This window comes from Streptomyces sp. NPDC014861 (assembly GCF_043081625.1).
In the GTDB taxonomy this organism is placed as follows: domain Bacteria; phylum Actinomycetota; class Actinomycetes; order Streptomycetales; family Streptomycetaceae; genus Streptomyces.
On sequence record NZ_JBIBWV010000007.1, the window covers coordinates 87,423 to 113,354 of the forward strand.

Consider the following 25,932-nt stretch of genomic DNA (forward strand, 5'->3'; position numbering starts at 1 on the left):
TCGCACCACGGGAGTTGACCATGAGGAAGTCCACCCGCACGCTGCTCGCCGCCGCCCTGGTCCTGGGCGTCGCGGCGGGCCCCGCCGCCCTCTCCCCCGCCTTCGCGGCGTCCGCCCCCGCGTCCGCCGCGACGGCGCCGGCCGCGACCGACCCGGCCTCTCCGGACCTGTCGGCGGTGCTCGCGGGGCTGCCGCGTGCCGACGCGACGGCGGCGCTGGTCCGGGTGGGCGGCACCGAGGGCGTCTGGCGGGGCGGCGCGGGCGTCCACGACGTGGAGTCGGGGGCCCCGGCCGATCCGGCGGGCCGCTTCCGGGCGGGTTCGGTGACGAAGGTGTTCACGGCGGCGACGGTGCTCCAGCTGGCCGCCGAGGGGCGGGTCGACCTGGACCGGACGGCCCGCTCGTACCTTCCGGAGCTGGTCCCGGGCCGGTACGCGGCGGTGACCGTGCGGCAGTTGCTGAACCACACGCACGGCATCCCGGCACCGGACTTCCCCGGGACGACGGTGGAGGAGTGGTACGAGAACCGCTTCGCCGTCCACGAGCCGGAGGAGCTGGTCCGCTCGGCGACCGCGAAGCCGCGCGAGTTCCGGCCGGGCACCCGCCAGCACTACCTGAACATCGGCTACACGATCGCGGGCCTGATCGTGGAGCGGGTGACCGGGGACTCGTTCGAGGCGCAGGTGGGGAAGCGGATCCTGCGCCCGCTCGGTCTGCGGGACACCTACCTCCCGGGCCGGGAGGCCGGGATCCGGGGCCCGTACAACCACGGCTACCAGCTGATGCGGCTGGAGGACGGGACGACCGGGCTGCGGGACGTCTCGGTGTGGCGGGCGACGGACGGGTGGGCGGCCGGTGATCTGATCTCGACCACGGCGGACCTGGAGCGGTTCACCCGGGCCCTGTTCGCGGGCCGGGTGGTCCGCGGCCCGCTCCTGGAGGAGATGTTCACCCTGCCGAAGGTGACCGACCTGCGCGGCGACCCGGCCGCCTTCTCCGTCGGCCTGTCGATGAAGCGGCTGGGCGGGCGCGAGGTGTGGGGCAAGACGGGCGGCCGCTGGGGCTACAACGCGGCCATCGCCTCGACCCGGCACGGGGAGCGGACCCTGGTCTACTCGGTCAACTCGACCGACGCCAAGGGGCAGGACACCAACCGGACGGTCCTCGGCCTGATGGTCGGGGCCTACGGCCTGCCGGACTGATCACCGGCGTCCGCCGGGCAGGGCGTGACCGTCCCGGCCGGGTGCGCCCCTGGACCGGGTGGCGGCGGTCCGCGGCTACGCGGGCACGGCCGCCGGTGCCGCCGCCGCCGTGACGGCTTCGAGCCGCTTGATCATGCGGCGCACGTGGATCAGGGGCAGGATGCCGAAGACCCCGAAGGACATGTCGATGACCGACCACCAGAAGGGGATGTCCCGGATCGGCCCGCAGATCAGGGCCAGGGGGATGATGCCGACGCAGGCGATCATCCCGAACTCGACGACCCAGATGTTGCGGACGGGGTCGCGGTACACGCCGTGGAAGGCGACGGCGATGACGAGGTGGGCGAAGGCCAGCCAGTCGTTGCCGTACAGCAGGTACGGCGCCTCGGCCGCGGCGGTCTCCAGCCCGCCGGCCACCTTGTGGATCCACTCCGCGAGCCCGGGCAGGGCCTCCGCGACCGGCGCCGCCCAGCCGGTCAGCGAGGAGTCGAGCCAGCGGAGTTCGGTGACGAGCGGGAAGGCGGTGAGCCCGCTCAGGACGAGACAAACGACGAAGAGGATCAGCCAGGCGCGGATGCGCGTGAGAAGGGCTCCGGGCCCGTTCGTGTCGCTCATGGCCCCAGCGTACGCCCCTCTTGAACGTGTTCAGAAATGGGGGGGCGGTCTCAGAGGCCGACGATCCCGTTCCACCGCTTGGCCATCGCGCGGCGCTCCGTGGAGGTGATGTCCCGGGCGATGGCGAGGCGGCCGCGCATCTCCCGGTCGGGGAAGATCAGCGGGTCCTCGGCGAGGGCGACCAGCTCTTCGTCGCCCGAGTCGGCGAGGACGGCCTGCGCGGCCGGGACGGGGCAGACGTAGTTGACCCAGGCGGCGAGTTCGGCGGCGACCTCGGGCTCGTAGTAGTAGTCGACGAGCTTCTCGGCGTTGGCCTTGTGGCGGGCGAGGTTGGGGATCATCAGCGACTCGGCCCACAGTTCGCCGCCCTCCTCGGGGACGACGAACTCGATGTCGGGGTTGTCGGCCTGGAGCTGGATGACGTCGCCGGAGTACGCCTGGCAGGCCAGCACGTCGCCGCCGGCGAGGTCCTTGATGTAGTCGTTCCCGGTGAAGCGGCGGATGTGCCTGGTCCTGACGAGCCCCTCGATCCGGTCGCAGACCCGGTGGAAGTCGGCCTCGGTCCAGCGGGTGACGTCCACTCCGTCGCCCTGCATGAGCAGGGAGATGGACTCGTCGAGGCCGGAGAGGAGGGTGACCTTGCCGCGCAGGTCGGCGTCCCACAGCTGGCGGGTGGAGCGCAGCTCCCGGCCGAGCCTGCGCCGGTTGTAGGCGATGCCGGTGATGCCGGACTGCCAGGGCACGGAGTGCAGCCGGCCGGGGTCGAAGGCGGGGCGCAGCAGTTGCGGGTCGAGGTGGCCGGCGACGTGCGTCTGCGCGGCGCGGTCCATCTTCTGGACCCAGCCGAGCCGGACGAAGCGGGCGGCCATCCAGTCGCTGACGACGATGAGGTCGCGGTCGGTGGACTGCCCGTTCATCAGGGCCGGGCCGACCTTGCCGAAGAACTCGTCGTTGTCGTTGATCTCCTCGGTGTAGTGGACGGAGATCCCGGTCCGTTCCCGGAAGGCGTCGAGCGTGGGCCGCGCGCGCGGATCGTCGTCGGCGGTGTCGATGTAGAGCGGCCAGTTGGCGAAGGTGACGGTCCGCTCGCGGCCGGACAGGTCGCGGCCGGCCCGCCGGTCCTCGGCGACGTAGGCGGGCTTGACGCCGCAGGCGGCGAGGAGGCCGGCGGTGCCGGCGGCGCCGAGGCCCCGCAGGAGGGACCGGCGCGGCATGGGGTTCCTGGCTGTCGCTCTCACCCGTGAAGCATCGCGTCCGGCTCCTCGGCCCCGCAATGGACGCTCCGTCGAGCGGCACGGCACGGCCCCGACACCTTGTCGATCATCTGATCGACGGGTGCCGGGGCCGTGGCGGACGGACGACCGGGCGGCTCGGCGAGGTCAACCCGCCTGGACCACCGGGCGGTTCGGCCCGGCGAGGTCAAGCCGTGCGTACTGCCGGGCGGTTCGGCCCGGCGAGGTCAAGCCGTGCGTACTGCCGGGCGGTTCGGCCCGGCGAGGTCAAGCCAAGCCTACGACCGGGCGGTTCAGCCCAGCGAGGTCATCACGTGCTTGATGCGCGTGTAGTCCTCGAAGCCGTACGCGGAGAGGTCCTTGCCGTAGCCGGACTTCTTGTAGCCGCCGTGCGGCATCTCGGCGACGAGCGGGATGTGGGTGTTGATCCACACGCAGCCGAAGTCGAGGGCCTTGGACATGCGCATCGCGCGCGCGTGGTCCTTGGTCCAGACGGAGGAGGCGAGGGCGTACTCGACGTCGTTGGCGTACTGAAGGGCCTGCGCCTCGTCCGTGAAGGACTGGACGGTGATGACCGGGCCGAAGACCTCGTTCTGGACGATCTCGTCGTCCTGCTCGAGGCCGGAGACGACGGTCGGGGCGTAGAAGTAGCCCTTGTCGCCGACGCGGTGGCCGCCGGCCTCGACCTTGGCGTGGGCCGGGAGGCGGTCGATGAAGCCGGTGACCTGCTTCAGCTGGTTGGCGTTGTTGAGCGGGCCGTAGAGCACGTCCTCGTCGTCCGGCTGACCGGTCTTCGTCTCGGCGGCGGCCTTGGCGAGGGCGGCGACGAACTCGTCGTGGATGGACTCGTGGACGAGCACGCGGGTGGCGGCCGTACAGTCCTGGCCCGCGTTGAAGAAGCCGGCGACGGAGATGTCCTCGACGGCCTTGTCGATGTCGGTGTCCTCGAAGACCACGACGGGGGCCTTGCCCCCCAGCTCCAGGTGGACGCGCTTGACGTCCTTGGCCGCCGACTCGGCGACCTGCATGCCGGCCCGGACGGAGCCGGTGATGGAGGCCATCGCCGGGGTCGGGTGCTCGACCATGGCGCGGCCGGTCTCGCGGTCGCCGCAGAGGACGTTGAAGACGCCCTTGGGGACGATCGAGCCGATGATCTCGGCCATCAGGACCGTGGAGGCGGGGGTGGTGTCCGAGGGCTTGAGGACGACCGTGTTGCCCGCGGCGAGGGCCGGGGCGAACTTCCACACGGCCATCATCATCGGGTAGTTCCACGGCGCGACCTGGGCGCAGACGCCCACCGGCTCGCGGCGGACGATGGAGGTCATGCCCTCCATGTACTCGCCGGCGGAGCGGCCTTCGAGGAGACGGGCGGCGCCCGCGAAGAAGCGGATCTGGTCCACCATCGGGGGCACCTCCTCGCTCGCGACGAGGGCGGTCGGCTTGCCGGTGTTCAGGACCTCGGCGGCGATGAGCTCGTCGGCGCGCTCCTCGAAGGCGTCGGCGATCTTGAGGAGCACCTTCTGGCGCTCGGACGGCGTGGTGTCGCGCCAGGCGGGGAAGGCGGCCGCGGCGGCCTCCATGGCGGCGTCGACGTCGGCCTGGCCGGAGAGCGGGGAGGTCGCGTACACCTCGCCGGTGGCCGGGTTGATCACCTCGATGGTGCGGCCGTCGGTCGCGTCGCGGAACTCTCCGTCGATGTAGTTGCGCAGCCGGCGCAGCTCGGTGGTCACTTGCCACCCCTCCTGTCACGTTCTGTCTTCGCACGGCGTTGTGCGGTGTCCCGATGGGTGAGACACCTCAGCCTACTTCTTCGGCTGACGCTTTCAACAGCCCCGGACCCCTCCGACTTCGGATTCAGTGCTCACAGGAGCCTCGAACAACGAATTACATCGCTCTGGGGTTGCGCGACGGTGCATCTCGGTGCACAGTGAGGACGTGGCCAGTCGAAGCACAGACTCCAGAACCGGAACCGGTTCGTCCCCGACGATCGACGCCGTCTCCCTGGCGATCATCGAGCAGCTCCAGGAGGACGGCCGCCGTCCCTACGCCGCCATCGGCAAGGCCGTCGGCCTCTCCGAGGCGGCGGTGCGGCAGCGCGTCCAGAAGCTCCTCGACCAGGGCGTCATGCAGATCGTCGCCGTCACCGACCCGCTCACCGTGGGCCTCCGGCGGCAGGCGATGGTCGGCATCCACGTCGAGGGTGACCTGGATCCGGTCGCGGAAGCGCTGACGGACATGCCCGAGTGCGAGTACGTGGTGATGACCGCGGGCTCCTTCGACCTGATGGTGGAGATCGTCTGCGAGGACGACGACCACCTTCTGGAAGTCATCAACAAGCGGATCCGCACGCTCCCCGGCGTGCGCTCCACCGAGAGCTTCGTTTACCTGAAGCTCAAGAAGCAGACCTACATGTGGGGAACCCGATAACCGTGAGCCAGGACCGCAGCGACCTGTCAAAGTCCGCCTACGACCACCTGTGGATGCACTTCACCCGCATGTCGTCGTACGAGAACAGCCCCGTCCCCACCATCGTCCGCGGTGAGGGCACCTACATCTTCGACGACAAGGGCAAGCGCTACCTCGACGGTCTCGCGGGCCTCTTCGTGGTCAACGCCGGTCACGGCCGCCAGGAGCTGGCCGAGGTCGCGTACAAGCAGGCCCAGGAGCTCGCCTTCTTCCCGGTGTGGTCCTACGCCCACCCGAAGGCCGTGGAGCTCGCCGAGCGCCTCGCCCACTACGCCCCGGGCGACCTCAACAAGGTCTTCTTCACCACCGGTGGCGGCGAGGCCGTCGAGACCGCGTGGAAGCTCGCCAAGCAGTACTTCAAGCTGCAGGGCAAGCACACCAAGTACAAGGTCATCTCGCGTGCGGTCGCCTACCACGGCACCCCGCAGGGCGCCCTGTCCATCACCGGCCTGCCGGCCCTGAAGGCCCCCTTCGAGCCGCTGGTCCCCGGCGCGCACAAGGTGCCGAACACCAACATCTACCGCGCCCCGATCCACGGCGACGACCCCGAGGCCTTCGGCCGCTGGGCCGCCGACCAGATCGAGCAGCAGATCCTCTTCGAGGGCCCCGACACCGTCGCGGCCGTCTTCCTGGAGCCGGTGCAGAACGCCGGCGGCTGCTTCCCGCCGCCGCCCGGCTACTTCCAGCGCGTCCGCGAGATCTGCGACCAGTACGACGTGCTGCTCGTCTCCGACGAGACGATCTGCGCCTTCGGCCGCCTCGGCACCATGTTCGCCTGTGACAAGTTCGGCTACGTGCCCGACATGATCACCTGCGCCAAGGGCATGACCTCGGGCTACTCCCCGATCGGCGCCTGCATCGTCTCGGACCGCATCGCCGAGCCGTTCTACAAGGGCGACAACACCTTCCTGCACGGCTACACCTTCGGTGGCCACCCGGTGTCCTCGGCGGTCGCCATCGCCAACCTGGACATCTTCGACAAGGAAGGCCTCAACCAGCACGTCCTGGACAACGAGGGCGCCTTCTTCTCGACGCTCCAGAAGCTGCACGACCTGCCGATCGTCGGCGACGTCCGCGGCAACGGCTACTTCTACGGCATCGAGCTCGTCAAGGACAAGACCACCAAGGAGTCCTTCACGGACGAGGAGACCGAGCGCGTCCTGTACGGCTTCCTCTCCAAGGCGCTCTTCGAGAACGGCCTGTACTGCCGGGCCGACGACCGCGGCGACCCGGTCATCCAGCTGGCCCCGCCGCTCATCGCCGACCAGGGCACCTTCGACGAGATCGAGGGCATCCTGCGCACGGTGCTGACCGAGGCGTGGACCAAGCTCTGAGTCCACCGGGAGCCCTCCCCCGAGGTTCCCGCCCCCACGCCGCCCTCACGGCGTGACCCCGCGGCCCGGGCCTGCCGCCATCCGAGTGGATGGCGGCGGCCCGGGCCGTGTGCTGTCCGTACAAACGGATCCGAATACTTACGGTGCCCAGTGACCGACAGGCCCGACCCTCGTTCCCCCGGACGGGGGAACGCAAGAATCGGATCCGACATCGAGGTGTACGCGATGGCCCCACCGGACAACGACGTGCTCTGGGCGCGTTCCCTGCACTGCTCCCTGGGCGGCACGGAGGCCCTCAGCGGCGTCTCCGTCGGCGTCCGCGAAGGCGAGATCCTCGCCGTCACCGGACCCCGCGGCAGCGGCAAGACCACCCTCCTGCGCTGCCTCTCCGGCGAACTCCTCGCCCAGCAGGGCGAGGTCTGGTTCAACAGCTCCCCGGTCCACACCCTCCCCCCGGCCCGCCGCGAACAGCTCCGCCGCGAACGCTTCGGCTGGATCGGCCCCGACGACGGCCTCGTCCCCGAACTCACCGCCTGGGAGAACACCGCCCTCCCCCTGCTGCTCCGCGGCGTCCCCCACAAGGCCGCGAGGACCGCCGCCGGCGAATGGCTCGACCGCCTCGACATCGGCGCCTGCGCCCGCACCCGCCCGCACGGCCTGACCCGCTCCCAGCGCCAGCGCACCTCCATCGCCCGCGCGCTCGCCGCCGGACCGACCGTCCTCTTCGCCGACGAACCCACCGCCGCCCTGCACCGGGCCGACGGCGCGCAGGTGCTCCGCACCCTCACCGCCGCCGCCCGCTCCCACGGCATCACCGTGCTCCTCGCCACCCACGACGGCGAGGTCGCGGCGCTCGCCGACCGCACGGTCACCCTGCTCGACGGACGCCGGGCCGGCAGCGTGCCGCCCGCCACGGGGGCGGAGGGCGTCGCGGCGTGCTCGCTCTCCGTCTAGTCCGCGGCTCCCACCCGCTCGTCCAGCTGCGGCGGCTCCTCGTCGCCGCGGCCGCCGCCGGCGTGGGCTTCCTGCTGCTCTGCACCCTCGGCTACGCCGTCGGCCACCCCGAGCACTCCTCCGCCTCCGTGCTGCGGCTGCTCTGGTGCGCGCTGCCGATCGCCGCCACCGTCCAGTTCGCCGTCGCCGTCGCCCGCACCGACCCCGCCACCCGGCCCCGCCCCGGCCTCTCCTCCATCGGCCTCGGCCCCGCCCGGCTCACCGCCATCGCCGCCACCTCGACCGCCGTCGCCTGCACCCTCGGCTCCATGGTCGCCCTCCTCGTCTACCTGCACCTGCGCGGCGACATCACCGGCCTCCCCTTCGACGGCGCCGCCGCCGGACTCCTCGCCGCCGGACAGCCGCTCCCGCTCGCCGCCGCCCTCACCCTCCTCGCCGTCGTGCCCGTCGCCGGTGCCACCGCCGCCGGCCTCGCCCTGCGCCCCCGCACCCGCACCCCCGCACCCGAGGGCGCCGCCCGGCCCGTCCCCACCGGCCTCCCCTGGGGCGTGGCGCTCATCGCCGTCGGCCTCGCCGTGGAGACGTACGCGGGCCGCGGCGGCGGCGACGGCGTCGCCCTGCCCGGACGCTTCGACGGCTCCCCCGCCGGCGTCCTCGCCGGCTGGATCCTCACCGCCGCCGGCCTCGCCCTCGCCGGACCCGGCCTCACCCACCTGAGCGGCCGGCTCCTCCAGGCCGCCCGGCCCGGAGCCGTACGCCTCCTCGCCGGCCGCGTCCTCATGGACGAGGCCCACCGCATCGGCCGCCCCCTCGGCGTGGTCGGCGCGGTGCTCTCCGGCACCCTCGCCGCCGCCACCGTCCACGCGGCCTCCGAAGGCGGCACCGCCTTCGGACCGCTCACCGGCCTCGGCGCCGGCGTCGTCATGGCCTGCACCACGGCGACCCTCCTCACCGCCACCCTGGAGTCCCGCCAGAGCCGGGCCCGCACCACGGAGGCACTGATCCGCATCGGCGCCCCGCCGACCGCGCTCCGCACCGCCGCCCTGCTGCGCGCCGCCGCGCTGCTCGCCGTCTTCCTCCCCCTCACCTGGCTCATCGGCGAACTCGCCGCCCTGCCGCTGACCGCCTGACCGCACGCGCACGGCCGCGGCCCGCCCCCTCGGGCCGCGGCCGCAGCCGTACCCCCGGCCCGGGTGCCACCGGAAAACCAGCGGCCCCGGCCACCCCGGGCCACCTATCCTGCGCCCATGGCGACACCCCCGACCCACTCCGCGGACCCCGCCCCCGCCGGAAGCGTGTAGGTGGACCTCTTCCTGTGCGCCGGCTGCGGCGCCGAGCTGTCCGTGCCCGTCGAGCGGGTCGCCCTCCCCGTCGAGGCCCGCTACCGAGGCGGCCACTCGTGGATGCCACCGCTGATGGACCCCGGCACCTACGCCGTCGACCCCGAGCCCTCCGGGCACCCGTGGCGCTCGTGGGAGGAGGCCGACGAGGAGGAGGCGGCCGCCGCCGGGGTGTACGCCCCGGTGTGGTCGTACTCCGCCGGCCCCCGTCACCGGTACGTCCTCGCCCCCGGCGACACGCGCGGCACTCGGCTCGTCCCGGAGCGGTCCGGGGACTCCTGCCTGGGTGTCGTCGGCGGCTCCCGACCCACCCTGCTCTGCGCCGGCTGCGGCCTGGGCATCGGGGTGCGCGAGGACGACTGCGGGATCTGGAACACGGTCCGGTACGAGCCCCACACCGTCCTCCGGCACCGGACGGCCGACCCCGCCCCAACCCCCGAACCACTCCGCGCGACCCCGCCGATCACCCCGGACGGCAACTGGAGCCCTCATTGGACGGCCGCCGCAGGGGTCGCCCTCGCGCACCTGCTGGCCGCCTCCGAAGGCCGGCCCCTCGCGCTCCCCGCCGGCCCCGTCACCGCGCTCCTCGGCCCGCACCTCGACCGACTGCTCCCGGCCGGCCCGGGCACCCTGCGGGTCGCCCTCGCCGGCCCCGGCATACCCGCGGACGGCGCCGACCTGGCGCTCGTCCCCAGCGACCGGCGGACCGGGCGGCCCTGGGCACCGCCCTGCGGCGCGGTCCCCGTCGGCCTGCCGGGCGACGTCTGGGCCCATCTCGCCCTCCCGCCCGAGACCTCGCCCATGCCGATCTCCGGCCACCTGCCCCCCGGCGTGCTGCGCGACGACTACCCGCTCCCCGACCACCCCCGGGGCCTCCTCGCCCCCGACCGCGGGACGGTCCGCCACACCCTGGCCAGGCTGCCCCGGGTCCGCGAACCCTGGCTACGAGCCCTCTACAACCGCTGCTGACCCTCCCCGTCCAGCACCACGACCTCCTCCACCCCGAACGCCACCGCCACCTCCGCGCCCACCTCCGGCACCTCCCGCAGCGGAAGCTCCGCCTCCAGCGGCGGCCCCTCCGCCGGACGCAGCACCACCGACACGTGATGGCCCCGGAACGTCCGCGACTCGACCCGGCAGAGCAGACCCCCGCGCGCCGGCCGGACCCCCGCCGGGCGCACCAACAGCGTCCGCTCCCCCTGCGGCGAGCCCTCCGGAACCGGCACCCGGCCCCACACCGTCTCCGCCACCGCACCGGACACCGTCGCCGGAACCACGTTCTCGAACCCCAGGAAGCGCGCCACGAACTCCGACGCCGGCCGCTGCCACACCTCCACCGGCGCCCCCGACTGGGCGATCCGCCCGTCCCGCATCACCACCACCCGGTCCGCGAGCGCGAACGCCTCCCCCTGGTCGTGCGTCACCGCGAGCACCGTCGTCCCCAGGCGCCCGAACAGCAACCGGAGCTCCACCACCAGCCGCTCCCGCAGCCCCCGGTCCAACTGCCCCAGCGGCTCGTCCAGCATCAGCAGCCGGGGCCGCGGCGCCAGCGCCCGCGCCAGCGCCACCCGCTGCTGCTCGCCGCCCGACAGCGCGGCCACCGACCGGCCGCCGGCACCCGGCAGGCCCACCAGCTCCAGCAGCTCCGCGACCCGCGCGGCCCGCTCGTCCTTCGCGACCCCGTGCATCCGCGGCCCGAAGGCCACGTTCCCGGCGACGTCCCGCTGCGGGAACAACTGGTGGTCCTGGAACATCAGCCCCACCCCCCGCCGGTGCACCGGCACCCCCGCCTGGTCGGCACCGGCGAGCAGCACCCGCCCCGCGTCCAGCGCCTGGAGCCCCGCGACCGCCCGCAGCAGCGTCGACTTCCCGGACCCGCTCGGCCCCAGCACGCAGACGATCTCGTGCTCGGCGACCTCCAGGTCCACCGCGTCGAGCACCGCCCGCGCCCCGAACCGCACCGTCGCACCCTCAAGGACCAGCATCAGAACTCCCCGGAGGTCCGCTCGGTCCGCAGCCGCTCCAGGAGCAGCAGCGAGACCGCGCACACCACCATCAGAATCGTCGACAGGGCCATCGCCTGCCCGTAGTTGAGCTCCCCCGGCCGGCCCAGCAGCCGCGCCACCGCCACCGGCAGCGTCGGATTGTCGGGCCGGGCAATGAAGACGGTCGCGCCGAACTCGCCGAGCGACACCGCGAACGCGAACCCCGCCGCGATCAGCAGCGCCCGCCGCACCAGCGGCAGGTCCACCTCGCGCCACGCCCGCCACGGCGACGCCCCCAGCACCGCCGCCGCCTCCCGCAGCCGCTGGTCCACCGCCCGCAGCACCGGCAGCATCGTCCGCACCACGAACGGCACACCCACCAGCGCCTGCGCCAGCGGCACCAGGATCCAGCTGGCCCGCAGATCGAACGGCGGCTCGTCGAGCGTGATCAGGAAACCGAAGCCCACCGTCACCGCCGACACACCCAGCGGCAGCATCAGCAGCGCGTCGAAACCCCTCACCAGCCGGCCCGCCCGCCTGGTCAGCGCCGCCGCCGCGAGCCCCCCGATCACCACCGCGATCGCGGTCGCCGCGACCGCGTACCGCAGCGAGTTCCCCACCGCCTCCAGCGGCGGCACCAGGAACGTCCCCGCCTCGTCCAGCGAACCCAGCGCCCGGTAGTAGCGCAGCCCGTACCCCTCCGGCGTGGCGAAGGACCGCTCCACCAGCACCCCGAGCGGCAGCACCACCAGCACCGCCACCGACACCAGCACCCCGCCGAGCAGCGCCCACTGGCCGAAGCCGCTCGGCCGCCGCGCGGTCAGCTCCGGGGACACCAGCCGCAGCGCCGTCTCCCGCCGCCGCACCGTCCGCGCGTGCACCGCGAGGATCGCGCCGACCGCCACGAACTGCACCAGCGTCAGCACGGCCGCCGTCCGCAGGTCGAGCAGCCGGGCCGTCTGCCGGTAGATCTCCGCCTCCAGCGTCGTGTACCCGTCCCCGCCGAGGATCTGCACGACACCGAACGAGGTGAAGGTGAAGAGGAAGACCATCAGGGCCGCCGCCGACACCGCCGGCACCAGCGCCGGCAGTGTCACCGCCCGCCACGCCGTCCACCGCGACGCGCCCAGCACCCGCGCCGCCTCCTCCTGCCGCGGATCGAGCTGCGCCCACAGTCCGCCGACCGTCCGGACGACGACCGCGTAGTTGAAGAAGACGTGCGCGAGGAGGATCGCCCACACCGTCGTGTCGAGCCGCAGCCCCCACAGCGCGTCGGTGAACCCGCCCCGCCCCACCAACGCCAGGAACGCCGTGCCGACCAGCACGGTCGGCAGCACGAACGGCACCGTGACGACCGCCCGCAGCGCGCTCTTCCCCGGGAAGTCGAAGCGGGCGAAGACATACGCCCCCGGCAGCGCCACCAGCAGCGTCAGACCGGTGGAGGCGGCCGCCTGCCACACGGTGAAGCCGAGCACGCCGAGGATGTCGGGCCGGCCCAGCGTCGTCCCGATCACGCCCAGGTCCCAGGCGCCGGACGGCCGCAGCCCGCGCTCGACGATCGACACGACGGGCCAGGCGAAGAAGACCGCGAAGAACGCGACCGGCAGGACCATCAGGCCCAGCCGCGCCGCGCTCCCCCCGCGGCCACGCCTCACTTGAGGAGCGACGACCACTGCTGGATCCACGCCTCACGCTTCTCGGCGATCTTCTCCGGCGCCATCGTCTGCGGCTTCTCCACGACCACGCCGTGCTTCGTGAACAGCTCGGGCAGCGCGGCGTCCTTCGCCACCGGGTTCACGAACATCTGGAGCGGCATGTCGTCCTGGAACTTCTTCGAGAGCAGGAAGTCGATGAGCGCCTTCCCGCCCTCGGGGTTCTTCGCCCCGTGCAGCAGCCCCGCGAACTCGATCTGCCGGAAGCAGGTGCCGGCGGACACCCCGGTCGGGGCCTCCTTCGGCTGCGGCTCCGCGTACAGCACCTCCACCGGCGGGCTGGAGGCGTAGGAGACGACCAGCGGGCGGTCGCCCTTGGCCTCCTTGCCGCCGGCCGAGCCGGAGAACTCCTGGTTGTAGGCCAGCTCCCAGCTGTCGACGGTCTTCACGCCGTTCGCCTTGAGCTTCTTCCAGTAGTCCTGCCAGCCCTCGTCGCCGTACTGCGCGACCGTGCCGAGGAGGAAGCCGAGCCCCGGGGAGGACCGCTCGGGGTTCTCCACCACCAGCAGATCCTTGTACTCCGGCTTCGCGAGGTCGTCGAAGGTCTGCGGCGGCGCCAGCTTCTTGTCCGCGAAGTACTTCTTGTCGTAGTTGACGCAGATGTCGCCGGTGTCGATCGGCGTGACCCGCTGCTCCTTGTCGAGCCGGAAGGCCTCCGGGACCCGGTCCAGGCCCTTCGCCTCGTAGGTCTCGAAGATGCCGTTGTCGAGGGCGCGGGAGAGCAGCGTGTTGTCGACGCCGAAGAAGACGTCGCCCTGCGGGGAGCCCTTGGTCAGGATCTCCTTGTTGACGGCCTCGCCCGCGTCGCCGGCCTTCAGCACCTTCACGGTGAATCCGGTCTGCTTCGTGAACTCCGCCAGCACCTCCTTGGAGGCGTTGAAGGAGTCGTGGCTCACGAGGGTCACGGACTTCGGCGCCGGCTCCCCCGTCTTGCCCGCGCCCTCGCGGACGTCCTCGGTGGAGCAGGCGGCGAGGCTCGTGACGCCGAGCGCCGCGACCAGCGCGACGGCGGCTGCCTTCTTGGTGTGCATCGGTTGTCCTCCTGGGTGGGACCAGGAAGAGACGCGGCCCTGCCCGCGGCCGGGGACCGGACGCGGGCAGGGCGCAACAGCTCGAGTTACGACCGAACTTCCTACCCAGAATGACCTGGGCAAGGTTCAGAGGGTCTGCGGTCTACGGTTACCGCACTCTCAGCGCTGTGGCGCTCCCCTGTCGGAATATGCAGGTGTGTTCGAGCACAGAGTACAAGGTCAGCGCTCGGAGGCCGCCAGCTGCCCGCAGGCACCGTCGATCTCCTGGCCCCGGGTGTCACGGACGGTCACCGGCACGCCGTGGCGGGCGATGGCGTCGACGAACGCCTTCTCGTCCTCGGGACGCGACGCGGTCCACTTCGACCCCGGCGTCGGGTTCAGCGGGATCAGGTTGACGTGCACCCGCTTGCCCTTGAGCAGCTTGCCCAGCAGGTCACCCCGCCAGGCCTGGTCGTTGATGTCCCGGATGAGGGCGTACTCGATGGAGATCCGGCGCCCGGACTTCTCGGCGTACTCCCACGCCGCGTCCAGCACCTCCCGCACCTTCCAGCGCGTGTTCACCGGCACCAGCGTGTCCCGCAGCTCGTCGTCCGGGGCGTGCAGCGACACCGCGAGCCGGCACTTGAAGCCCTCGTCGGCGAAGCGCAGCATCGCCGGCACCAGGCCCACCGTGGACACGGTGATCCCCCGCTGGGAGATCCCGAGCCCGTCGGGCTCGGGGTCGGTCAGGCGGCGGATGGCGCCGACGACCCGCTTGTAGTTGGCGAGCGGCTCGCCCATGCCCATGAACACGATGTTCGACAGCCGCGCCGGACCGCCCGGCACCTCGCCGTCGCGCAGCGCCCGCATGCCGTCCACGATCTGGTGCACGATCTCGGCGGTCGACAGGTTCCGGTCGAGCCCCGCCTGCCCGGTCGCGCAGAACGGGCAGTTCATGCCGCAGCCGGCCTGCGAGGAGATGCACATGGTCACCCGGTCCGGGTAGCGCATCAGCACCGACTCGACGAGCGTGCCGTCGTGCAGCCGCCACAGCGTCTTGCGGGTGGTGTCGTCGTCGCACGAGATGTGCCGCACCACCGACATCAGGTCCGGCAGCAGCTCCCCGGCCAGCTTCTCCCGCGAGGCGGCCGGGATGTCGGTCCACGCCGCCGGGTCGTGCGCGTACCGGGAGAAGTAGTGGGTCGACAGCTGCTTGGCGCGGAACGGCTTCTCGCCGATCGCGGCGACGGCCTCCTTCCGCTCCGCGGGCGAGAGGTCGGCGAGGTGCCGCGGCGGCTTCTTGGCTCCGCGCGGGGCGACGAAAGTGAGTTCTCCGGGGGCCGGACGAGCCACGGCGGCGTCTCTCCTCAAACAGGCACGAGGTCGGACGTCCCGCGACGGCGGGGAGCACGGCACGCTGGTGCCGGAGCGACCTCACTGGACCGTCCCCGCGGCGGCGAGGACGACGAAAGGGCCCGGGACACACGCCCCGAGCCCTTCCAGAGTACCCGTTGTCCGTCAACCCGCTCCGACGGAGATCACGACCGTCCTCCCGGCCACCGCCGGCGGACGGCGCGGCGCCCGCTCAGCCCGTGCCCACGAACAGCGCGAGCAGCAGCCACACCACCGGCGCCGTCGGCAGCAGCGAGTCCAGCCGGTCCATGATGCCGCCGTGACCGGGGAGCAGCGTCCCCATGTCCTTGATGCCCAGGTCCCGCTTGATCATCGACTCGCCGAGGTCGCCGAGCGTCGCGCTCGCCGCCACCGCCAGGCCGAGGACGAGCCCCTGCCACCAGGTGCCGCCGTCGATCAGGAACTGCATGCACAGCGCGCCGGCCGCCATCGCGAAGGCCACCGCGCCGAACAGGCCCTCACGGGTCTTGCCGGGGCTGATCCGCGGCGCCAGCTTGTGCTTGCCGAACCGCCAGCCGACCGCGTACGCGCCGGTGTCGCTGACCACCGTGAGCAGCAGGAAGGTCAGCACCCTCCACGGCCCGTCGTCGGCGGTCAGCAGCAGCGCCACGAAGGTCGCCAGGAACGGTACGTAGAACGCGGCGAAGACACCCGCCGTGACGTCCTTCAGATACCCCTCGGGGGGTTCCGTCATCCGCCAGACGAGCACCGCGAGCGCTGTCAGGGCCATCGCGACCCAGGCGCCCTCGGGGCCCCGCACGTACCCGGCGACGACCATGGCCGCGCCGCCGACCGCGAGCGGCACCAGCGGTGCCTTGATCGCCTTGCGCTCCTGGAGCCGCGAGGTCAGCTCCCACAGACCGACGACCACGGCCACCGCCACGACGCCGATGAACGCCGGCGGCCAGATGAACAGCGACACGATGATCACTGCCCCGAGACCGACGCCGACCCCTATGGCGGCCCCCAGGTCCCGGCCCGCGTTCTTCTTCTGCCGCGGCGCGGGGGCCGCGGGCGGCGGAGGAGGCGGGACGGGGCTGGGCATGGGCTCCTGCGGGTGCTCGTGCGGCGTCTCGTCACGGAACAGGGGGCCGCCCGGGTGAGCGTCCCCCCGACCGTGTCCGTCCTGGAATCCGCCGGCGGGTACGTCGGGCACGATGGGCATGGGGCGAGTCTGCGCCGCCCGGTGCCGATCGTGGGCGGGACCCGCCGGGGCAGGCCCCTGGTCGGGTCCGCCGAGGCCTGAACCGGCCGCCGGCGCCCCCCAGGATGAGTCGTTCATCAGACCTCGAGCAGCTCGGCTTCCTTGTGCTTCAGCAGCTCGTCCACCTGCGTCACGTACTTCGCGGTGGTGTCGTCGAGCTCCTTCTCCGCGCGGCGGCCCTCGTCCTCACCGACCTCGCCGTCCTTGACGAGCTTGTCGATGGTCTCCTTGGCCTTGCGGCGCACGGAGCGGATCGAGATCTTGGAGTCCTCGGCCTTGCCCTTGGCGACCTTGATGTACTCCCTGCGGCGCTGCTCGGTCAGCTCGGGGAACACCACACGGATGATGCTGCCGTCGTTGCTCGGGTTGACGCCGAGGTCCGAGTCGCGGATGGCCTGCTCGATGTTGCGCAGCGCGCTCTTGTCGAACGGGGTCACCACGGCCATGCGCGGCTCCGGCACCGAGAACGAGGCCAGCTGGTTGATGGGAGTGAGGGCGCCGTAGTAGTCGGCCACGATCTTGTTGAACATCGCCGGGTGCGCACGGCCGGTGCGGATCGCGGCGAAGTCCTCCTTGGCGACCACGACGGCCTTCTCCATCTTCTCCTCGGCCTCGAGGAGGGTCTCTTCGATCACCACATGCTCCTGCGTGTCGTCGCGTTGTGTCCTGCACGGTGTACGACCGGCAGGGCTGTCGTCCAGCCCCGTGAGGGGCGGTTCCCGGTGGGAGACGTGCTCAGGCCCGGGTGCCCTGGTCGCTCACGAGCGTGCCGATCTTCTCACCTGTCACGGCGCGCGCGATATTGCCCTCGGCGAGCAGTTCGAAGACGAGGATCGGGAGCTTGTTGTCGCGGCACAGCGTGATGGCCGTGGCGTCCGCGACCTTGAGGTCGCGGGTGATGACCTCGCTGTACTCCAGCGCGTCGAACCTGACCGCGGCGGGGTTGGTCCTCGGGTCGGAGTCGTAGACGCCGTCCACGCCGTTCTTGCCCATGAGGAGGGCCTCGGCGTCGATCTCCAGGGCGCGCTGGGCGGCGGTGGTGTCCGTGGAGAAGTACGGCATGCCCATGCCGGCGCCGAAGATGACCACGCGGCCCTTCTCCAGGTGGCGCACGGCGCGCAGCGGGATGTACGGCTCGGCGACCTGGCCCATGGTGATGGCCGTCTGCACGCGCGAGTCGATGCCCTCCTTCTCCAGGAAGTCCTGGAGGGCGAGGCAGTTCATCACGGTGCCGAGCATGCCCATGTAGTCGGAGCGGGCCCGGTCCATGCCGCGCTGCTGGAGCTCGGCGCCGCGGAAGAAGTTGCCGCCGCCGATCACGATCGCGATCTGAGCGCCGTCTCGGACGACGGCCGCGATCTCACGCGCGATGGCGTGCACGACGTCGGGGTCGACTCCGAGACCGGTACCGCCGGAGAAGGCCTCCCCGGACAGCTTCAGCATGTAGCGGCCGAGCTTCTTGCCGCTGTTGTCGTCGCCCTGTACGGCGCCCTGATTCATGGAGTTCTCCTCGTGCACATACGAAGGAGGCCATTGCCTTGGGTCCTCGTGGGTTTCCCGTACGGCAATGGCCTCCTCGTCACATCTGCGGTCGTCCCGCGCGGGGCGGGACGACTGTCTCAGACCCTACCCGGGTCCGGTGTCCGTCGCGTGGGCGAAGGACTCAGATGCCGACCTTGATGCGGCTGAAGCGCTTCAGGGTGACACCGGCCTCGTCCAGGATCTGCTGGACGGACTTCTTGTTGTCCAGCGCGTACGGCTGGCCGAGCAGCGTGGCGTCCTTGAAGAAGCCGTTCACGCGACCCTCGACGATCTTGGCGATCGCGGCCTCGGGCTTGCCCTCGGCGCGGGTGGTCTCCTCGGCGATGCGACGCTCGGACTCGACGACCTCGGCCGGGACGTCCTCACGGGTGAGGTACTTCGGCGCGAAGGCGGCGATGTGCTGCGCGACACCCTTGGCGACCTCGGCGTTCTCCTTGTCGAGCTCGACGAGGACACCGATCTGCGGCGGGAGGTCGGGCATGGTGCGGTGCATGTACGCGGCGACGTAGCCGTCGGCGTAGGCCGCGAAGCGGTCCAGGACGATCTTCTCGCCCAGGTTCGCGTTGGCCTCGTCCACGAAGGCCTGCACGGTCTTGCCGGCCTCGATCTCGGAGGCGAGCAGGGCCGCGATGTCGGCCGGCTTGGTCTCGGCGACGTGGGCGGCGAGCGCGTTGGCGACGGCCAGGAACTTGTCACCCTTGGCGACGAAGTCCGTCTCGCACTTCAGCTCGACGATGACACCGGAGGTGTTGTCGTCGGCGATGAGGGAGACCACGGCGCCGTTCTCGGCAGAGCGGCCCTCGCGCTTGGCGACACCCTTCTGGCCCTTGATGCGCAGGGCCTCGACGGCCTTGTCGACGTCGCCGCCGGCCTCTTCGAGGGCCTTCTTGCAGTCCATCATGCCGGCGCCGGTGAGCTCACGGAGCTTCTTGACGTCAGCGGCGGTGTAGTTCGCCATGAGTCTGTTTCTCTCTCGAAGTCAGAAAGATCTACGAAGATCTACGGCGGGACGGCGGGGGCTTCATGGGCCCCCGCCGTCACCTCCGTGGTGTTCCGGAGTGCGGAAGGGTCAGGCCTGCTCGGCCGGAGCGTCGGCCTCGGCGGCCGGGGCCTCGACCTCGGCGGCCGGGGTCTCGACCTCGGCCTCGGCCTCGACGGCCTTCTCGGTCTCGGCGGAGGCCTGGACCTCGGCACCGGCCTCGTCGGCCTTCTTCTCGCCCTCGAGCAGGTCGCGCTCCCACTCGGCGAGCGGCTCGCCGGCGGCCTTCTCGCCCGGCTTCGAGTCACCGGTCGCGGCACCGGAACGGGCGATGAGGCCCTCGGCGACGGCGTCGGCGATCACGCGGGTGAGCAGGGTGACGGAGCGGATCGCGTCGTCGTTGCCCGGGATCTTGTAGTCGACCTCGTCGGGGTCGCAGTTGGTGTCGAGGATCGCGACGACCGGGATGTTGAGCTTGCGAGCCTCGCCGACGGCGATGTGCTCCTTCTTGGTGTCGACGATCCAGACGGCGCTCGGCACCTTCTGCATCTCGCGGATACCACCGAGGGTCTTCTCCAGCTTGGCCTTCTCGCGAGAGAGGACCAGGAGCTCCTTCTTGGTGAGACCCGAGGCCGCGACGTCCTCGAAGTCGATCTGCTCGAGCTCCTTGAGGCGCTGCAGACGCTTGTAGACGGTCGAGAAGTTGGTGAGCATGCCACCGAGCCAACGCTGGTTGACGTACGGCATGCCGACACGCGTCGCCTGCTCGGCGATGGCCTCCTGGGCCTGCTTCTTCGTACCGACGAACATGACGGAGCCACCGTGGGCCACCGTCTCCTTGACGAACTCGAAGGCGCGGTCGATGTACGACAGCGACTGGAGCAGGTCGATGATGTAGATGCCGTTGCGCTCGGTGAAGATGAAGCGCTTCATCTTCGGGTTCCAGCGACGGGTCTGGTGACCGAAGTGGACGCCGCTCTCCAGCAGCTCCCGCATCGTGACGACGGCCATGGCCGTATCTCCTTGGGTTTCTCGGTTGTGTTCCTGACGCCCCGGCGCGCCGTGCCACGAAGGACCGAAAGGCGCTGCCACCGCGCTCAGCGAGACGAGTGGCGGGGCGTGCGAAGTCGACCCGGTGACCCGGGTCGCCATAGGAAGTGTACGGGACCCCGGGAGCGCCGGGTGACGGCACTGTCCACAGGCCGCCCGTCGTCCACAGAAAGCAACCGTCCCCGTCACCGACCGTACGCACCGGGCACGCTCACCCCATGCACACGACGACACTCCTCCTCGCCCTCACCCTCTGGTGGCCCCTGGGCCCACCCGCCCCCGACATCCTCCGCCCCTGGCAACCCCCCGCCGGCCCCTACGCCGCGGGCCACCGGGGCATCGACCTGGCGGCCCCCGAAGGCACCACCGTCCGTGCCCCCGCCACCGGCACCGTCACCTTCGCCGGCCCGGTGGGCGGCCGAGGCACCCTCACCCTCACCCTCCCCGGCACCGGCACACCCCCGCTGCGCACCACCTTCACCCCCGTCACCCCCCTGGCCCGCACCGGCGACCACGTCCGCGCCGGAGACCCCGTCGCCACCGTCGCCCCCGGCACCCACTGCCCCCGCTCATGCCTCCACTGGGGCCTCCTCCGGGGCGACCAGTACCTCGACCCGCTGTCACTGCTGAGGAGGGCACCGTCACGCCTGCTGCCGCTGACGGAATGAGACGAGCGGGGGCAGGGGTCTTTCCGGGCCGGGACGGCGGGCCGGGCCGGGTCGGCGGGTCGGGCCGGGCCGGGTCGGCGGGTCGGGTCGGGGCGGGTTGGCGGGTCGGGTCGGGGCGGTCCGGGGTGAGGTGGGTCGGGCCGTGTCGTGACGGGCCCGGCCGAGCTGAGCCGAATGCACGGAGGGGGTGGGGAGGGTGGGGGGTGGGGGGCGGGGGCGGGGGGGGGAGGGGGAGGGCCCCCTGGTTCGGGTGGAGGGGGGCGCCGCGGATGTGTCAGGTGTGGGGGCCCGTGACGCCGTGGAGGGCCATGGTGACGGCGGCCTCGGCGATGCTGTCGGGGTCCTCGGCGACGCCGAGTTCGATGCGGCGGACGGCGGCGTCGACGACGCCCTGGAGGAGCATGGCGCCGAGGCGGGGTTCGGTCATGCCGAGGTCGGCGAGGGCGGCGACGACCATGGCGACGAGGCCGCCGTGGGCGGCGCGGATCTTCTCGCGGGCCCGGTCGTCGAGTTCGCCGGCGGAGATGGCGACGACGGCGCGGTGGCGGCGGTCGCCGACGAGCTCCAGCTGCTTGCGGACGTAGGCGGCGACCTTGGCCTCGGGGGTGTCCTCGTCGGCCATGGCGAGTTCGACCTCGGCGGCCCAGACGGGGAAGTCGACCGCGCACAGTTCCTCGACGACGGCGGCGCGGGAGCGGAAGTACTCGTAGACCGACGAACGCGCGAGGCCGGTGCGCTCGGCGAGTGCGGGGAAGGTCAGCGCCTCCGTCCCGCCCTCGGACAGCAGGGATCGCGCGGCGTCCAGCAGGGCGCCGCGTTGCATGGTCCGGTGCTCGGCCACGGAGGCCGCTCGAATCCTGGGCACGGCTCCACTGTACGACCGGTCGGGCGGGGTCAGCGCCCCACGTCGGCAAGCTTGGCGCGAAGCTGGAGGACCGACTTGGTGTGGATCTGGCTGACGCGGCTCTCGGTGACGCCGAGGACGTGGCCGATCTCGGCGAGGGTCAGGCCCTCGTAGTAGTAGAGCGTGACCACGGTCTTCTCCCGCTCGGGGAGGGTGTTGATGGCGCGGGCGAGGAGCCGGCGCAGTTCGCGGTCCTCGGCGACCTCGACGGGGTTGTCGGCGGCCGTGTCCTCCAGGGTGTCCATGAGGGAGAGGCGGTCGCCCTCGCCGCCGACGTGGAGGAGTTCTTCGAGGGCGACGACGTTGGCGAGGGACAGCTGGCTGAAGACGGCGTGGAGTTCCTCCAGCTGGATGCCGAGTTCGGCGGCGACCTCGCTCTCGCTGGGGGTGCGCCGGAGCTGGGCTTCCAGGGTGGCGTAGGCGCGCTCGACGTTGCGGGCCTTCTGCCGCACGGATCGGGGGATCCAGTCGAGGGCGCGCAGTTCGTCGATCATCGCTCCGCGGATGCGGGTGATGGCGTAGGTCTCGAACTTGATGGCGCGCTCGACGTCGAACTTCTCGATGGCGTCGATGAGGCCGAACACCCCGGAGGAGACGAAGTCCGCCTGTTCGACGTTGGACGGCAGGCCGACGCTGACGCGTCCGGCGACGTACTTGACGAGCGGCGAGTAGTGCAGGATCAGCTGTTCCCGCAGCCGCTCGTCACCGGTGGCCTTGTAGGAGCGCCACAGCTCTTCGAGGGAGGTCGGCGCGGGCGGCCGCACGGTGCCCCGGGCTGCTGGGGGCACCGCAGCGCGGTCAGACCCGGAGGTGTGCTGGGGCATGCGTTGCCTTGAGCCGTTCTGCTGTCGGGTGCGTCGGTCCGGTCGTCCTGTGGGGAATCCTGGTGAGCGTAGCGTGAGTGCGCTGTCGCGGTGAGCGAACGGGAGCGGATCGCGCCGGTCCGGGTGGACGTGCTCGGCCACATCTTCGATCCGGGGCCGTGGCGCGCGTCGGCCCCGCGGGTGCGGCCGGGGGAACTCGGTTGCTCATCGGCCTCACTTTTTCACCCGTATGCCCCGGGGCAAGGACCGCCTCGCCGCGCGTTCGACGCCGGGTTGCCGGTGTTCGTCAACCTCCATCCGTCACCGTCCCGCTCGGCGTGACCGAGGGCGTGGAGTTCGTACAGCCGGGCGAGGGCGTCGTCGGGGGTGGTGCCGGCGCGGTGGGCGATCTCGGTGGTGGGTGCGGGCGGGTGGGCGGGGAGGGCTTCGAGGACCTGGGCGGTGGCGGGGTGGAGGAGGTCGCGCGGGAGGACGGGGCCGCGGCGGGCGGGGGCGAGGTCGCCGATGGATCCGACGAGTTCGACGATCTCGTCGGCGTCGGTGACGAGGGTGGCGCCGCCGCGGAGGAGTTCATGGACGCCGGCGGAGAGGGCGCTGGTGACGGGGCCGGGGACGCCCATGGTGTGGCGGCCGAGGCGGGTGGCGGCGCGGGCGGTGACGAGTGAGCCGCTGCGGTGGCGGGCTTCGACGACGACGGTGCCGCGGGTGAGGGCGGCGATGACGCGGTTGCGGAGGATGAAGCGGCTGGGGGTGGGGTGGCTGCCGGGTGGGAGTTCGCCGATGAGGATGCCTTGGTGGGCGATGCGGTCGAGGAGTCCGCTGTGGCCTCGGGGGTAGGGGGTGTCGACGCCGCTGGCGAGGACGGCGGCGGTGGCGCCGCCCGCGGCGAGGGCGCCTCGGTGGGCGGCGCCGTCGATGCCGTAGGCGGCGCCTGAGACGACGATCCAGCCGTGGCGGCTGAGGCCGGTGGCGAGGTCGGCGGCGGTGTGGGCGCCGTACGGCGTGCAGGCGCGGGCTCCGACGAGGGCGACGGAGCGGAGGGCCCAGGTGCGGAGGGGGGCGGGGCCTCGGGTCCAGAGGCCGATGGGTCGGGTGTCGCCGAGGTCGTCGAGTTGGGTGGGCCAGTCGGGGTCGCCCGGGATGAGGAAGCGGCCGCCGAGGCGGGTGATGTGATCGAGGTCGGCTTCGGGTGTGGTGGTGGTGCGGGCGCGGTGGCGCCAGCCGGCGAGGCGGCGGGTCCCGGTGCCGGGAAGTGGCGGTTCGCGGGGGTCTCGGAGGAGGGCGAGGAGGGTGGTGGCGTCGTGGGTGCGCAGGGCGTGGCCGGCTTGTTCGTCGCCGGGTTCGACGATGCGGGTGAGGGCGGCGCGGGCGAGTCGTTCGGTGTCGCCGGTGCCGGGGGGCGGTGTCGGGACCGGAGCGGGGGCGGGGGCGGGGAGGGTCGGGTGTGTGTGGTCGCTGTGGCTGCTGCGGTGGCTGGTCATGGGCGGTCTCCGGTGGTGAGGGGGACGCCTCGCGCGATGCCGGTGCGGAGTTCGAGGGCGTGGGCGATGTCGTCGTGTCCGGGGCGGTCGTGTCCGGCGAGGTCGGCGAGGGTCCAGGCGACGCGGAGGACGCGGTCGACGCCTCGGGCGGTGAGGAGTCCTCGTTCGATGTCGCGTTCGGCGTGGGCGAGGGCGCCGGGGGCGGCGAGGTAGCGGGTGCGGAGTTCGTGGCCGGGGATCTCGCTGTTGAGGGTCCAGGGGGTGCCGGTGAGGCGGGCGGTGGCGCGGGCGCGGGCCTCGCGGACGCGGTCGGCGACGGTGGTGGTGGATTCGCCTCGGCTGCCTTGGCCGAGGAGGTCGGCGCGGGTGACGGGTTCGGCTGCGACGCGGAGGTCGACGCGGTCGAGGAGGGGGCCGGAGAGGCGGGCCTGGTAGCGGCGGATGACGGAGGGCGGGCATTCGCAGCCGGCGCCGTGGAGGGTGTGGCGGCCGCAGGGGCAGGGGTTGGCGGCGAGGGCGAGGAGGAAGCGGGCGGGGAGTCGGACGACGCCGGCGGTGCGGGCGATGACGACGTGTCCGGATTCGAGGGGCTGGCGGAGGGCGTCGAGGGATTTCGTGGAGAATTCGGGTGCTTCGTCCAGGAAGAGGACGCCTCGATGGGCGAGGGAGACGGCTCCGGGTCGGGGGATGCCGTTTCCGCCGCCGACGAGGGACTGCATCGTGGCGGAGTGGTGGGGTGCGCAGTAGGGGGCGCGGCGGACGAGGGGTTCGCCGGGCGGGAGGATGCCGGCGACGGAGTGGACGGCGGTGACTTCGAGGGATTCCTGGCGGTTGAGGGGCGGGAGGATGCCGGGGAGCCGTTCGGCGAGCATGGTTTTTCCGGCGCCGGGTGGTCCGCTGAGAAGGAGGTGGTGGCCGCCGGCGGCGGCGACCTCCAGGGCTCGGCGGGCGGCGTGCTGGCCGGCGACGTCGGCGAGGTCGGGGCCTTCGCCGGGGTCGGGGGCGAGTCCGGTGCCGATGCCGGCGCCGGGGACGAGGAGGCCGGCGAGCATGGCGTCGGGGCGGCCTTGTTCGGTGGGGTCCTCGTCGGGGACGGGTTCGTCGGTGAGGACGGCGATGAGCTGGCGGAGGGTGCGGATGCCGAGGACGGAGACGCCGGGGACGAGGGAGGCCTCGCCGGCGGTCTGTTCGGGGACGACGACCTGGTGGTAGCCGGCGTCGGCGGCGGCGAGGACGGCGGGGAGGATGCCTCGGACGGGTCGGACGCGTCCGTCGAGGCCGAGTTCGCCGATGAGGACGAGGTCGGCGACGGAGCGGGGGTCGATGCGTTCGGCCGCGGCGAGGACGGCCGCGGCGACGGCGAGGTCGAAGCTCGAGCCACTCTTCGGGACGGAGGCGGGGCTGAGTCCGACGGTGAGTTTCTTCTGGGGCCATTCGGCGCCGGAGTTGACGACGGCTGCGCGGACGCGGTCGCGGCTCTCGCTGAGGCTCTTGTCGGGGAGGCCGACGAGGGTGAAGGCGGCGACGCCGGGTTCGAGGTCGGCCTGGACTTCGACGACGACGCCTTCGACGCCGACGAGGGCGACGGAGCAGGTGCGGGCGAATCCCATCAGGCCACCCCTTGGGCGTGGGTGAGGACGGGGGCGCCGCGGCGGGGCAGGACGATGCCGATGAGGTCGATGCGGACGCCGCCGGCGGGTGCCGGGGTGCCGGTGCGGTCGAGCCAGCAGTGGGCGAGCTGCCGGAGGCGGGCGGCCTTCCGGGGGGTGACGGCGGCCATGGGGTGTTCGAAGTGGCCGATGCGTCGGGTCTTGACCTCGCAGATGACGAGGGTGTCGCCGTGCCGGGCGACGATGTCGATCTCTCCTGTGCGGCCGCAGCGCCAGTTGCGGGCGAGGATGTGCAGGCCGGTGCGGGTGAGCCGGCGGGCCGCCAGCTCTTCTCCGTACCGTCCGAGTGCTCGGGTCGCGTTCATGGGACCACCTCCGTCACCGACTGTGACGGTGGTGGTCCTGGG

General features: G+C 72.3%; 24 protein-coding genes and 1 riboswitch. Of the genes, 7 read left to right on the top strand and 17 right to left on the bottom strand.

Annotated elements, in window-relative coordinates:
* The first annotated feature begins 20 nt into the window (after positions 1–20).
* Positions 21–1,202, top strand: a complete 1,182-nt coding sequence (locus tag ACF1BN_RS16740) for a serine hydrolase domain-containing protein (protein WP_392332371.1) — start codon at positions 21–23, stop codon at positions 1,200–1,202.
* A 75-nt stretch (positions 1,203–1,277) separates the two neighbouring features.
* Here the strand turns inward: ACF1BN_RS16740 and ACF1BN_RS16745 are convergent, their stop codons facing one another.
* The 3 genes from ACF1BN_RS16745 to ACF1BN_RS16755 all read right to left on the bottom strand — a co-directional run bounded on the left by ACF1BN_RS16745 (position 1,278) and on the right by ACF1BN_RS16755 (position 4,779).
* Positions 1,278–1,817 carry a hypothetical protein gene (locus ACF1BN_RS16745; protein WP_392332372.1) on the bottom strand — a complete coding sequence of 180 codons (540 nt, stop codon included), beginning with the start codon at positions 1,815–1,817 and terminating at the stop codon, positions 1,278–1,280.
* Positions 1,818–1,867: 50 nt separating this feature from the next.
* Positions 1,868–3,031, bottom strand: coding sequence for a spermidine/putrescine ABC transporter substrate-binding protein (locus tag ACF1BN_RS16750; protein ID WP_392332373.1), 1,164 nt, complete (start codon positions 3,029–3,031; stop codon positions 1,868–1,870).
* Between the two features lie 311 nt (positions 3,032–3,342).
* Positions 3,343–4,779, bottom strand: a complete 1,437-nt coding sequence (locus ACF1BN_RS16755) for a gamma-aminobutyraldehyde dehydrogenase (protein WP_392332374.1) — start codon at positions 4,777–4,779, stop codon at positions 3,343–3,345.
* 205 nt (positions 4,780–4,984) lie between these two features.
* Between ACF1BN_RS16755 and ACF1BN_RS16760 the strand changes: the two genes are divergently transcribed.
* The 5 genes from ACF1BN_RS16760 (at position 4,985) to ACF1BN_RS16780 (ending at position 10,112) form a co-directional block, all read left to right on the top strand.
* The gene (locus ACF1BN_RS16760) at positions 4,985–5,476 is read left to right on the top strand and encodes an Lrp/AsnC family transcriptional regulator (protein WP_234338256.1); all 492 of its coding nucleotides are present in this window, start codon (positions 4,985–4,987) and stop codon (positions 5,474–5,476) included.
* The gene (locus tag ACF1BN_RS16765) at positions 5,461–6,849 is read left to right on the top strand and encodes an aspartate aminotransferase family protein (RefSeq protein WP_392332375.1); all 1,389 of its coding nucleotides are present in this window, start codon (positions 5,461–5,463) and stop codon (positions 6,847–6,849) included. The genes ACF1BN_RS16760 and ACF1BN_RS16765 overlap by 16 nt, the downstream gene beginning before the upstream one ends.
* 225 nt (positions 6,850–7,074) lie before the next feature.
* Entirely contained in the window at positions 7,075–7,803 is a 729-nt protein-coding gene (locus ACF1BN_RS16770; RefSeq protein WP_392332376.1) for an ABC transporter ATP-binding protein, read from the top strand.
* Positions 7,785–8,933: a hypothetical protein gene (locus ACF1BN_RS16775; RefSeq protein ID WP_392332377.1), complete on the top strand. Its 1,149-nt coding sequence runs from the start codon at positions 7,785–7,787 to the stop codon at positions 8,931–8,933. Before ACF1BN_RS16770 ends, ACF1BN_RS16775 begins: the two co-directional genes overlap by 19 nt.
* Before the next feature lie 171 nt (positions 8,934–9,104).
* Positions 9,105–10,112 carry a hypothetical protein gene (locus ACF1BN_RS16780; protein WP_392332378.1) on the top strand — a complete coding sequence of 336 codons (1,008 nt, stop codon included), beginning with the start codon at positions 9,105–9,107 and terminating at the stop codon, positions 10,110–10,112.
* Here ACF1BN_RS16780 and ACF1BN_RS16785 read toward each other — a convergent pair.
* From ACF1BN_RS16785 to rpsB, 9 genes are all read right to left on the bottom strand, one after another.
* Positions 10,097–11,128 carry an ABC transporter ATP-binding protein gene (locus ACF1BN_RS16785; protein ID WP_392332379.1) on the bottom strand — a complete coding sequence of 344 codons (1,032 nt, stop codon included), beginning with the start codon at positions 11,126–11,128 and terminating at the stop codon, positions 10,097–10,099. The genes ACF1BN_RS16780 and ACF1BN_RS16785 overlap by 16 nt on opposite strands.
* Positions 11,128–12,741, bottom strand: coding sequence for an ABC transporter permease (locus tag ACF1BN_RS16790; protein WP_392332592.1), 1,614 nt, complete (start codon positions 12,739–12,741; stop codon positions 11,128–11,130). The genes ACF1BN_RS16785 and ACF1BN_RS16790 overlap by 1 nt, the downstream gene beginning before the upstream one ends.
* Before the next feature lie 38 nt (positions 12,742–12,779).
* Positions 12,780–13,871 carry a thiamine ABC transporter substrate binding subunit gene (locus ACF1BN_RS16795; RefSeq protein WP_392332380.1) on the bottom strand — a complete coding sequence of 364 codons (1,092 nt, stop codon included), beginning with the start codon at positions 13,869–13,871 and terminating at the stop codon, positions 12,780–12,782.
* An 80-nt stretch (positions 13,872–13,951) separates the two neighbouring features.
* Positions 13,952–14,061: riboswitch (TPP riboswitch) on the bottom strand.
* Between the two features lie 29 nt (positions 14,062–14,090).
* On the bottom strand, positions 14,091–15,203 hold the full coding sequence (gene rlmN / locus ACF1BN_RS16800; protein WP_383822917.1) for a 23S rRNA (adenine(2503)-C(2))-methyltransferase RlmN: 1,113 nt from the start codon (positions 15,201–15,203) through the stop codon (positions 14,091–14,093).
* A 232-nt stretch (positions 15,204–15,435) separates the two neighbouring features.
* A complete protein-coding gene (locus ACF1BN_RS16805; RefSeq protein ID WP_392332381.1) occupies positions 15,436–16,545 on the bottom strand; it encodes a phosphatidate cytidylyltransferase in 1,110 nt (369 codons plus the stop codon).
* Positions 16,545–17,102 carry a ribosome recycling factor gene (frr, locus tag ACF1BN_RS16810; protein WP_376600591.1) on the bottom strand — a complete coding sequence of 186 codons (558 nt, stop codon included), beginning with the start codon at positions 17,100–17,102 and terminating at the stop codon, positions 16,545–16,547. Before frr ends, ACF1BN_RS16805 begins: the two co-directional genes overlap by 1 nt.
* A gap of 100 nt (positions 17,103–17,202) precedes the next feature.
* Positions 17,203–17,967, bottom strand: coding sequence for a UMP kinase (gene pyrH / locus ACF1BN_RS16815; protein ID WP_376600592.1), 765 nt, complete (start codon positions 17,965–17,967; stop codon positions 17,203–17,205).
* A 163-nt stretch (positions 17,968–18,130) separates the two neighbouring features.
* Positions 18,131–18,967 carry a translation elongation factor Ts gene (gene tsf / locus ACF1BN_RS16820; RefSeq protein WP_376600594.1) on the bottom strand — a complete coding sequence of 279 codons (837 nt, stop codon included), beginning with the start codon at positions 18,965–18,967 and terminating at the stop codon, positions 18,131–18,133.
* Positions 18,968–19,078: 111 nt separating this feature from the next.
* Positions 19,079–19,999, bottom strand: a complete 921-nt coding sequence (gene rpsB, locus ACF1BN_RS16825) for a 30S ribosomal protein S2 (RefSeq protein WP_392332382.1) — start codon at positions 19,997–19,999, stop codon at positions 19,079–19,081.
* 257 nt (positions 20,000–20,256) lie between these two features.
* Between rpsB and ACF1BN_RS16830 the strand changes: the two genes are divergently transcribed.
* Positions 20,257–20,706 carry a murein hydrolase activator EnvC family protein gene (locus tag ACF1BN_RS16830; protein WP_392332383.1) on the top strand — a complete coding sequence of 150 codons (450 nt, stop codon included), beginning with the start codon at positions 20,257–20,259 and terminating at the stop codon, positions 20,704–20,706.
* 274 nt (positions 20,707–20,980) lie between these two features.
* On the opposite strand, the gene ACF1BN_RS16835 is transcribed toward ACF1BN_RS16830, so the two are convergent.
* The 5 genes from ACF1BN_RS16835 to ACF1BN_RS16855 form a co-directional block, all read right to left on the bottom strand.
* A complete protein-coding gene (locus ACF1BN_RS16835) occupies positions 20,981–21,547 on the bottom strand; it encodes a TetR/AcrR family transcriptional regulator (RefSeq protein WP_392332593.1) in 567 nt (188 codons plus the stop codon).
* A gap of 53 nt (positions 21,548–21,600) precedes the next feature.
* Positions 21,601–22,434 (bottom strand): RNA polymerase sigma factor WhiG, encoded by an 834-nt coding sequence (whiG, locus tag ACF1BN_RS16840; RefSeq protein ID WP_360314453.1) that lies wholly within the window; start codon positions 22,432–22,434, stop codon positions 21,601–21,603.
* 221 nt (positions 22,435–22,655) lie between these two features.
* The gene (gene dprA, locus ACF1BN_RS16845) at positions 22,656–23,915 is read right to left on the bottom strand and encodes a DNA-processing protein DprA (protein ID WP_392332384.1); all 1,260 of its coding nucleotides are present in this window, start codon (positions 23,913–23,915) and stop codon (positions 22,656–22,658) included.
* Positions 23,912–25,525 carry a YifB family Mg chelatase-like AAA ATPase gene (locus ACF1BN_RS16850; RefSeq protein WP_392332385.1) on the bottom strand — a complete coding sequence of 538 codons (1,614 nt, stop codon included), beginning with the start codon at positions 25,523–25,525 and terminating at the stop codon, positions 23,912–23,914. Before ACF1BN_RS16850 ends, dprA begins: the two co-directional genes overlap by 4 nt.
* Positions 25,525–25,890: a YraN family protein gene (locus ACF1BN_RS16855; protein ID WP_392332386.1), complete on the bottom strand. Its 366-nt coding sequence runs from the start codon at positions 25,888–25,890 to the stop codon at positions 25,525–25,527. The genes ACF1BN_RS16850 and ACF1BN_RS16855 overlap by 1 nt, the downstream gene beginning before the upstream one ends.
* Between the last annotated feature and the right edge of the window lie 42 nt (positions 25,891–25,932).

Excerpts from the sequence above, each read along its gene's own strand:
- ACF1BN_RS16740 (WP_392332371.1), top strand. The coding sequence starts at position 21 with ATGAGGAAGTCCACCCGCACGCTGCTCGCCGCCGCCCTGGTCCTGGGC.
- ACF1BN_RS16745 (WP_392332372.1), bottom strand. The coding sequence starts at position 1,817 with ATGAGCGACACGAACGGGCCCGGAGCCCTTCTCACGCGCATCCGCGCC.
- ACF1BN_RS16750 (WP_392332373.1), bottom strand. The coding sequence starts at position 3,031 with ATGCCGCGCCGGTCCCTCCTGCGGGGCCTCGGCGCCGCCGGCACCGCC.
- ACF1BN_RS16770 (WP_392332376.1), top strand. The coding sequence starts at position 7,075 with ATGGCCCCACCGGACAACGACGTGCTCTGGGCGCGTTCCCTGCACTGC.
- ACF1BN_RS16785 (WP_392332379.1), bottom strand. The coding sequence starts at position 11,128 with ATGCTGGTCCTTGAGGGTGCGACGGTGCGGTTCGGGGCGCGGGCGGTG.
- ACF1BN_RS16790 (WP_392332592.1), bottom strand. The coding sequence starts at position 12,741 with ATGGTCCTGCCGGTCGCGTTCTTCGCGGTCTTCTTCGCCTGGCCCGTC.
- ACF1BN_RS16795 (WP_392332380.1), bottom strand. The coding sequence starts at position 13,871 with ATGCACACCAAGAAGGCAGCCGCCGTCGCGCTGGTCGCGGCGCTCGGC.
- ACF1BN_RS16805 (WP_392332381.1), bottom strand. The coding sequence starts at position 16,545 with ATGAACGACTCATCCTGGGGGGCGCCGGCGGCCGGTTCAGGCCTCGGC.
- pyrH (WP_376600592.1), bottom strand. The coding sequence starts at position 17,967 with ATGAATCAGGGCGCCGTACAGGGCGACGACAACAGCGGCAAGAAGCTC.
- tsf (WP_376600594.1), bottom strand. The coding sequence starts at position 18,967 with ATGGCGAACTACACCGCCGCTGACGTCAAGAAGCTCCGTGAGCTCACC.
- rpsB (WP_392332382.1), bottom strand. The coding sequence starts at position 19,999 with ATGGCCGTCGTCACGATGCGGGAGCTGCTGGAGAGCGGCGTCCACTTC.
- ACF1BN_RS16830 (WP_392332383.1), top strand. The coding sequence starts at position 20,257 with ATGCACACGACGACACTCCTCCTCGCCCTCACCCTCTGGTGGCCCCTG.
- whiG (WP_360314453.1), bottom strand. The coding sequence starts at position 22,434 with ATGCCCCAGCACACCTCCGGGTCTGACCGCGCTGCGGTGCCCCCAGCA.
- dprA (WP_392332384.1), bottom strand. The coding sequence starts at position 23,915 with ATGACCAGCCACCGCAGCAGCCACAGCGACCACACACACCCGACCCTC.
- ACF1BN_RS16850 (WP_392332385.1), bottom strand. The coding sequence starts at position 25,525 with ATGGGATTCGCCCGCACCTGCTCCGTCGCCCTCGTCGGCGTCGAAGGC.
- ACF1BN_RS16855 (WP_392332386.1), bottom strand. The coding sequence starts at position 25,890 with ATGAACGCGACCCGAGCACTCGGACGGTACGGAGAAGAGCTGGCGGCC.